At 59.0% G+C, this 1,503-nt stretch carries 2 protein-coding genes; one reads left to right on the top strand and one right to left on the bottom strand.

Annotated features, from left to right (window positions below; translation table 11 throughout):
- The first annotated feature begins 701 nt into the window (after positions 1-701).
- Positions 702-827 (top strand): hypothetical protein, encoded by a 126-nt coding sequence (locus tag B9Y90_RS27490; RefSeq protein ID WP_254902778.1) that lies wholly within the window; start codon positions 702-704, stop codon positions 825-827.
- A gap of 29 nt (positions 828-856) precedes the next feature.
- Here the strand turns inward: B9Y90_RS27490 and B9Y90_RS26060 are convergent, their stop codons facing one another.
- Positions 857-1,363: an antirestriction protein ArdA gene (locus B9Y90_RS26060; protein ID WP_085543166.1), complete on the bottom strand. Its 507-nt coding sequence runs from the start codon at positions 1,361-1,363 to the stop codon at positions 857-859.
- Between the last annotated feature and the right edge of the window lie 140 nt (positions 1,364-1,503).

Genomic DNA, 1,503 nt, shown 5'->3' with positions numbered 1-1,503 from the left:
TTCCTCCCTCTGAACCTGTTTTTTCTTTAAAAAACCATCACCCGTCGAGTTGCCGGGGCCGCGGTTTTGACGTTTTGCGGGGACCTGCTGCACACGCCCGCTGGTTGTAACCTTCACCCGCCTGAGAGCCGTTCGCCGCAGGGGCGTAAACCGGCGCGGGCGATGTCTTCCGTCCGGGGCGCGGTTTACCGCGTGCCATTTACCCTGGACGGAAGACAGCGGCTGTGGTTGTCTCAGCCCCGGCGAAAGGACTCACAAGGGTGAAATAACCCGGCAAGATATGAGCAGGAACCCGCCGCAACGACGAAACGCGCGGGCGCGAAACGGCGTTGCGCCTTACGAATACCGACGACCGTCGTTTGTCTGTCGGCGGTGCTCGCCTTAAGCGCAGGCAACGGCGCGCCCAGGCGGCGCATCCCTCCGGGATGCTGCAAGCTGCCTTTGATGTTGCGTCATGGGATGGACACCCGCTGGCCCGTCTTTTTGGGCCCGGGCAGAGACAGCGTGCTGGCTCTGTGCGGAGCATGACAGCCCGCCCGGACGCCCGGAGTGAGAAGAGGAACGAACAGAAGCTGCAAAAAAATGAAGGGAACAGGAGCTTTTAAACAACACAGAAACACCAGTGCCAGTGCCAGTGCCAGTGCCAGTGCCAGTGCCAGTGCAGGGATTATCACCAAAAGAGGAATATTGACGACCAGGTGATGCACACAGATATTCAGAATCTGGCACCACCAAAACAACTGATGCTGGCGGAGGTGCGCGGCGCTGCAGGCGCGGCGTACTTCGCCGGCAGGCAGAGCCTGCCAGGGGGTTTCCGCGCGGGCTGACAGGCGGCTAAACCGCCTGCCGGGGAGAATCAGTTGCGGAAGACATAGCCGTCATGGAACACATAGCCGCTGCTGAACAGGTCGCGCGCCCAGGCTTCAAAATCGAAGTAGCTGCACAGCGGCTCCGGCACATCGTTCAGCAGGCCGTTGTCCTCAACCATCTCCTGCGCATAGTCCTCCTCGCTTTCCGCCTCCCCACAGTACGCATCCTCAAAAGCGTCATAGTCACATTCGCCGGTATACTCTGCCCAGGCGATAAAAGCGGCCTCCCAGCCCTCTTCTTCAGCGCGTTTATAAGCGGCGATAAAATCCCAGTCAATCGCGCTTTCAGAAGCAAACTGTGACGGAATGCCCTCCCAGTCCTGAAACATGAATTCGGCGTCCCATTCATCGGCGTGCAACGCCTGACAGGCCTCGTAGAAATCCTCCCGGCCATCAAACTCCGTCAGGTCAAACCATTTGCCGAAGATGCTGCCGCAGTTATATTTGTGGTACGTGCCAACGTAAACAGCCGGTGTGGTGGTCGTAGTGCTCATAAAAAATCCTCCATAGTCGATGTCGTCTGAGTTCCGGCTTACGCCGTGCCGACACGACAGCCGGGTGATCAGCGGAGGATGCAAGGGCGTCACCGAAGCCGCAGCGCAGAGAAAAAGCGGAACCAGGCTGGACGGTTAGC

This window comes from Cedecea sp. NFIX57 (assembly GCF_900177785.1).
In the GTDB taxonomy this organism is placed as follows: Bacteria; Pseudomonadota; Gammaproteobacteria; order Enterobacterales; family Enterobacteriaceae; genus Cedecea; species Cedecea neteri_C.
This window is presented reverse-complemented; position numbering and strand designations above follow the sequence as displayed.